Annotated in this window: 5 protein-coding genes, 1 tRNA gene, 1 other RNA gene and 1 pseudogene; 1 reads left to right on the forward strand and 7 read right to left on the reverse strand. The window is 70.8% G+C overall.

Annotated elements, in window-relative coordinates; all coding sequences use genetic code 11:
- Positions 1-98 precede the first annotated feature (98 nt).
- The 3 genes from ACIQ87_RS22875 to ffs form a co-directional block, all read right to left on the reverse strand.
- Positions 99-437 carry a YbaB/EbfC family nucleoid-associated protein gene (locus ACIQ87_RS22875; protein ID WP_392868351.1) on the reverse strand — a complete coding sequence of 113 codons (339 nt, stop codon included), beginning with the start codon at positions 435-437 and terminating at the stop codon, positions 99-101.
- Between the two features lie 164 nt (positions 438-601).
- Positions 602-2,746, reverse strand: a complete 2,145-nt coding sequence (locus ACIQ87_RS22880; RefSeq protein WP_402409579.1) for a DNA polymerase III subunit gamma and tau — start codon at positions 2,744-2,746, stop codon at positions 602-604.
- 69 nt (positions 2,747-2,815) lie between these two features.
- Positions 2,816-2,906: signal recognition particle sRNA small type (gene ffs, locus ACIQ87_RS22885), an RNA gene on the reverse strand.
- A 111-nt stretch (positions 2,907-3,017) separates the two neighbouring features.
- Here ffs and ACIQ87_RS22890 point away from each other — a divergent pair.
- Positions 3,018-3,102, forward strand: a tRNA-Ser gene (locus ACIQ87_RS22890).
- A 69-nt stretch (positions 3,103-3,171) separates the two neighbouring features.
- Here ACIQ87_RS22890 and ACIQ87_RS22895 read toward each other — a convergent pair.
- The 4 genes and pseudogenes from ACIQ87_RS22895 to ACIQ87_RS22910 form a co-directional block, all read right to left on the reverse strand.
- Positions 3,172-3,654 (reverse strand): GNAT family N-acetyltransferase, encoded by a 483-nt coding sequence (locus ACIQ87_RS22895; protein ID WP_402409581.1) that lies wholly within the window; start codon positions 3,652-3,654, stop codon positions 3,172-3,174.
- Positions 3,655-3,747: 93 nt separating this feature from the next.
- A complete protein-coding gene (locus tag ACIQ87_RS22900) occupies positions 3,748-4,158 on the reverse strand; it encodes a nuclear transport factor 2 family protein (protein ID WP_402409583.1) in 411 nt (136 codons plus the stop codon).
- A 195-nt stretch (positions 4,159-4,353) separates the two neighbouring features.
- Positions 4,354-5,595: pseudogene (locus ACIQ87_RS22905) on the reverse strand (tyrosine-type recombinase/integrase).
- Positions 5,596-5,771: 176 nt separating this feature from the next.
- Positions 5,772-6,152 (reverse strand): integrase core domain-containing protein (locus ACIQ87_RS22910; RefSeq protein ID WP_402409585.1); only part of this gene is annotated, 381 nt, incomplete at its 5' end.

The raw sequence follows: 6,152 nt of genomic DNA on the forward strand, positions 1-6,152 counted from the left end.
GAATCGGGCGTCGGACACAGCGCCCGACGCCCGACTCCCACATAAATCACATGGGTCTGTCGTCTGAACTTCAGACCTTCTGGAACTCGAAGCCGAGGTTAGAACGGCAGACCGGGGATGCCGCCGCCCAGGCCCTGGGTCAGCGGGCCCATGCGCTCGGCCTGCATCTTCTGCGCGGTCTGGCTGGCGTCCCGGACGGCCGCCAGGATCAGGTCGGCCAGGGTCTCGGTGTCCTCCGGGTCCACGGCCGCCGGGGCGATGGTCAGCGCCACCAGCTCACCGGCGCCGGTCACCGTCGCCTCGACCAGGCCGCCGCCCGCCGTACCGTTCACCTTCGTCTCGGCCAGCTCCTGCTGCGCCTTCGCGAGATCCTGCTGCATCTTCTGCGCCTGCTTCAGCAGCTGCTGCATGTTGGGCTGGCCACCACCGGGGAACACGGCTGTCTCCTTGCTGTCACGGCTGTCTTGCGGTGCTTCGTGCGTCATCGCCGAGCCTACGTGCTGCCCGCTGCTCCGGGCCCCGGAAAGGGGCCCGGTTCGGGGTCCGGTTCGGGGTCCGGTTCGGGGTCCGCTCAGGGGCGCGAGGCCCCGTCTGGTCCGGGTCAGGAGCCCTGGTGGTGGATCTCCTCCAGCACCGTCGCCCCCAGCTCGCGGATGATCAGCTCCTGGCCGGAGAACACGTCCTCCTTGAGGTCCGGGTCGTCCGCCTCCGGGATGTCGTCCTCCGGGGCCACCGACTGCACCGGACGGGCCGGCGCCGCGGGCGGCGGGGCCTGCACCGGCGCGGGCTGCGCGGGCTGCACCTGGACGGGCGCCGGCGCGGCCTGGACCGGCGGAGCCTGCACGGGCGCCGGCGCGGGGGCGGGCATCGACGGCGCGGCCGCCGCCGGACGAGCCGGGGCTCCCCAGCCACCGCCGCCCTGGGCGCCACCACCCGGCGCACTGCCACCCGGGCCTCCGGCGCCGCCGGACGGGTCCACGATGCACTCGATCCGCCAGTCCACGCCCAGCGCGTCGGCCAGCGCGGAACGCAGCACGTCGTCGCTGTTGCTGCCGACGAAGCTGTCCCGGGCGCCGGCGTTGATGAAGGACACCTGGAGCACGCTGCCGTCGAACCCGGCCACCTGGCCGTTCTGGCTGAGCAGGATCCAGGTGAAGCGCCGGCGGTTCTTCACCGCCTCCAGGATCTGCGGCCACAGCTGCCGGACCTGCGCGGCCCCCTGCTGCGCGGAGGCCGAAGGCTGCCCGCCCGGAGCCGTCGGGGCGGGGGCCGGAGCGGGCACGGGAGCGGGAGCCGGCACCTGGGCCGGGGCCGGGGCCGCCTGCGGCTGCGCCACGGGGGGCGCCGCGGGGGCACCGCCGGCGGGCGGGAAGCTGCGCGGGATCGGCCAGGCACCCGGCGCCGGCCCGGCGGGCACGGCGGGCTGCGGAGCCGGTGCGGGCTGCGGAGCGGGTACGGGCTGTGCGGCCGGCATCGGGGCGGGAGCCACCGGAGCCTCGGCCACCGGCGCGGCCGCCGCCGGAGCTGCCATCGGAGCCGCCGCCGGCATGCCCACCGGAGCCGCCATCGGCGCGGCGAACCCGCCCGCCGTGGCCCGGCGCTCCAGCTTGTCCAGCCGCGCCTGCAGCGACAGCTCGTCGCTGTACGCGCCCGGCAGCATCACCCGGGCGCAGATCAGCTCCAGTTGCAGCCGGGGCGCCGCGTTGCCGCGCATCTCGGTCAGCCCGGTGTTGACGAGGTCGGCGGCCCGGCTCAGCTCGGCCGCGCCGAACGCGTCCGCCTGCGCCTGCATCACCGCGACCCGGTCGGCCGGGGCGTCGATCAGCCCCTTCTCCCCGGCGTCCGGCACGGTGGCCAGGATCACCAGGTCGCGCAGCCGCTCCAGCAGGTCGGTGACGAAGCGGCGCGGGTCGTGCCCGCCCTCGACCACCCGGTCGATCACCTGGAACACCGTCGCCCCGTCGTGCGCGGCGAAGGCGTCCACCACCTCGTCCAGCAGCGCGGAGTCGGTGTACCCGAGCAGCGCCGTGGCCATCTGGTACGTCACGCCGCCCTCCGCGGCCCCGGCCAGCAGCTGGTCCATGACCGACATCGAGTCGCGCACCGACCCGGCGCCCGCCCGCACCACCAGCGGGAACACGGAGTCCTCGACCTGGATCCCCTCCCGGCCGCACACCTCCGCCAGGTAGTCACGCAGCGTGCCGGGCGGGACCAGCCGGAACGGGTAGTGGTGCGTCCGGGACCGGATCGTCCCGATCACCTTCTCCGGCTCGGTGGTCGCGAAGATGAACTTGAGGTGCTCCGGCGGCTCCTCGACCACCTTCAGCAGCGCGTTGAAGCCGGCCGAGGTCACCATGTGCGCCTCGTCCAGGATGAAGATCTTGTACCGGCTGTGCACCGGCGCGAAGAACGCCCGCTCGCGCAGCTCGCGCGCGTCGTCCACACCACCGTGCGAGGCGGCGTCGATCTCGATCACGTCGATCGACCCGGGCCCGCCGGTCGCGAGGTCCCGGCAGGACTGGCACTCCCCGCAGGGCGTCGGCGTCGGGCCCTGCTCACAGTTGAGGCAACGGGCCAGGATGCGCGCGCTCGTCGTCTTGCCACAGCCGCGTGGCCCGCTGAACAGGTACGCGTGGTTGACCCTGTTGTTGCGCAGGGCTTGCTGGAGCGGGGCGGTCACGTGCTCCTGCCCGATGACCTCCGCGAAGGTCTCGGGGCGGTAGCGGCGGTACAGGGCTAGGGACACACCACCGACGATATCGGGACGGGCCGACAAACGCGTCGCCCCTCACCCCCTGCCGGGCCCCGGGAACGCAAAGACCCCCCGTGCACCCGCCAGAGCCCTCCTACCCTTGCTGCCTTCCGGCCCTGGGGGGGTTCAGAGAGATGACGCCACACGAGGGGCTGACCCCCACACTACCGGATCCGCGCCCCGACGATCCACAGGCCACCCCCACCCTCCCGCCTGCGGGATAGGTGGTCGCGAGCACCCCGAAACATGTACTAAGCTCTCCCTCGGAGGATTCGCCTAGAGGCCTAGGGCGCACGCTTGGAAAGCGTGTTGGGGGCAACCCCTCACGAGTTCGAATCTCGTATCCTCCGCCTTTGCCTAGCAAGGCAATTGAAGGCCCCGACCGGGTTCCCGGTCGGGGCCTTCTTCGTCTCGTGGTCTCAGTCGGGGTTCTGGGCCTCCGTTGCCGTGATCTGCTTTGAGGTGACGATCTCGTAGCGCACCAGATCGGCGGTCACGCAGGTCCGGACGAAGCCAGCCTTCGCGAGCACGCGGCCCGAGGCGGGATTGCCGACGCGGTGCTCGGCGGTGACCAGGGGGACCTCCGCACCAGCCAGCAGAAGACGCACCGCGGTGGTCGCGTAGCCGTGACCCCAAGCGTCTTCACGCAAGATGTAGGCGAGTTGGCCAGTGCCGCCTGTGGTTCGAAGTCGGACGATGCCGATCAGGTCGCCATCCAGGTCGACGCCGAGCACATGCAGGGCGCGGGGTATTGCCTGGCTGCTGACGAGGGCTTCGCGCACGTAGTCGCGAGCCTGGGCGCCGACCATCTGGCCGAACCACATGTCGGCGACCGCCCTGCCGGTGTAGATGCGACGGACAGCGTCGGCGTCCTGCTCGGCCAGCTCGCGCAGTGTCACCATGCTGCCCCCTCGCCGTGGAGCGGCCGTCCAGCGCGGTGCGGGAGGAGCTCTGGGTGCCCGCTGCTCGCAGCAGGGGCACCCAGGTCCAGCCTGCTAGCCGAAGATGAGGCGGAAGATTTGGTTGTAGATGAAGAAGCCGCCGGGCTGGCCGGGGATCGGGGCCAGGTTGAACGCCTGGGTGAACTGCATTGGCTTGTCGAAGGCGTTGTCGAGGGCGAGGGTGCCGGCGACGAGGGCCACGACGCTGCCGCCCAACCCGGGCTGCGAGTCGGTCGAGGCGATCTGGGTCTTGACGACCTTCAGCTCGGGCTTCTTGAGCTGCGCGACGATGTTGTTCGCCCCCTGGGTCTGGTTGCCCTCCCAGGTGAGCATCGACTCCGGCCGGTAGAGACTCGCGAGGCTGTCCCGCGCGTCGTAGTTGTCGAAGGTGTTGAAGTAGTGGCCCACGAACGAGTTAGCGATGGCGTTGAAGTCCATGAACGGAACGTAGCAGTCTGATCGCAACCAGTGGCTCCGAGTTGGGTGAACTCGGCCAAATTCACCCGAGCCAGGTACGGGCCACCTACACTCCGGCCAGCCTGGGCGACGCCGTCGCGCACCTGGGCCGCGATGGCCAGCCCACCAGCGTCGCTGCAACAAGCGCACGCGGGCCGACCATCGCGCCCAGCCGAGTGGGTGACAGTTATTGCGCTCCGGTGGCTACAGCCGTGCTCCGGCATGCTCCGGACCACGTCCGGCATCGCCCCACAGAGCTGCGCCGATCTTCCTGCCGACGTCGTTCAGCATCGGCTCGGTGACGTGCTGGTAGCGCTGGGCCATCGAGGTCGAGGACCAGCCCATGATCGCCATCACGATCCGCTCCGGTACGCCGAGCAGGAGGAGGACGGTCGAGGCGGTGTGGCGGGCGTCGTGGAGGCGGCCGTCACGGATGCCGGCCTCGCGCAGGAGCCGCTTCCAGTGGTGGTAGTCGGTGCTGGGGTTGAGCGGCTCGCCGGTCTCCGAGGTGAAGACGTAGCCCTTGTCCGTCCAGAGGTCGCGTGCGAGGGCCCGTTCCCGGTCCTGCTCCTCCTTGTGCAATCAGAGGATCGCGACCATTTGCTCGGGCAGCGGCACCGCGCGTCGCCCGGCTCGGGACTTGGTGTCCTTGGTCTCGCGCCGGATCGGCTCCTTCTGCGGACAGAAGCCGGGCTTGCGCCCGCAGCGGTCGCCGCAGCCGTGCCGGTACTTGGGCCGCAACCGGCCACGCTTGACCCAGGCGACGCCTCGGGCGAAGTCGACGTCCTTCCACTGGAGCCCGAGCACCTCGCCCTGACGCAGGCCGAGGGCGAGCGCGAAGATCCAGCGGGCGGAGTTGCGGCGCTGGCGCGCCGTGTCCATGAGCTCCTGGACCTCCTCGATCTCGAACGGCTCGACCTCCTCCTCTTCGAGCTTCGGGGCCTTGGCGATCGTGGCCACGTTGCGGGTGAGGTGGTCGCGCCGCAGGGCCTCGCCGAGGGCGACACGGATGGTGCGGTGGGCCTGGTGGGCGGTACCGGCGGCGCTGCCGCTGGCCTGCATCTTCTTGTAGAAGCGCTCCAGGTGCTCGGGCTCCAGCTTTTCCAGGCGGTGCGCGCCGAGGCCGGGGACGAGGTGGACGCGGACAGCGACCTCGTATCCGGCGTACGTGTTCTCGCTGACGGTGCCCGGCACGATCTCCTTGATCCAGTGGGTCAGCCACTTGCCGACCGTCCACTTCTGGCCGGCCTTGGGCACGGTGCCGTTGTCGCGCAGCTTCTCCAGCTTGCGGACCTTGGCCGTGACCTCGGGGCGGGTCTTGGCGCTGACGTGGCGGCGGTCGGGGGTGCCGTCGTCCTTGACCCCGACCGTGACGCGGCCGTGCCAGCGGCCATCGCTGCCCTGGTAGATCGAGGAGTCGCCGTTGGGCTTGCGGGTGTTCGCCATTCGGTTTCCCCCGCTCAGGCCGCGAGCGCGACGGTCGAAGGGGCAGCCTGCGTATGGGCAGCCACGTACTCCTTGAGCGCCTCGGCGGGCACTCGGCGGAGACGGCCGATCGTCACGGACGGGACTTCGCCGGAGGCGACCCGGAAGATTTCAAGTCCAGTGAGACGGTCGTGACGCTATGAGGTTTGTGGTGTGGGTTCCCTGCGCTTGGCCGGGTCGTTGATCCACGCCGTCTTCGGGATCTCGGGTGGCCTGGGGCGGTGGCCGAAGCGTTCAGGGTGCCGCGCGTAGGCCTCGGCAAGGGTGACGGCCCGCTGGTCACGGACCTGTTCGGCGGTGCCGAAGTGAACGCTGGCGGGTGTGTGAAGACCGATGCCCGAGTGTCGGTGCTCGTGGTTGTAGTACGAGATGAAGCCGTCGAACCATTCACGGGCGTGAGCCAGGGAGTCGAACCGCTCGGGGTAGTCGGACATGTACTTGGTGGTCTTGAACTGGGCCTCGCTGTACGGGTTGTCGTTGGAGACCTTGGGGCGTGAGTGACTCCTGGTGACGCCGAG

It is taken from the genome of Kitasatospora sp. NPDC096204 (assembly GCF_044763205.1).
Lineage (GTDB): Bacteria > Actinomycetota > Actinomycetes > Streptomycetales > Streptomycetaceae > Kitasatospora.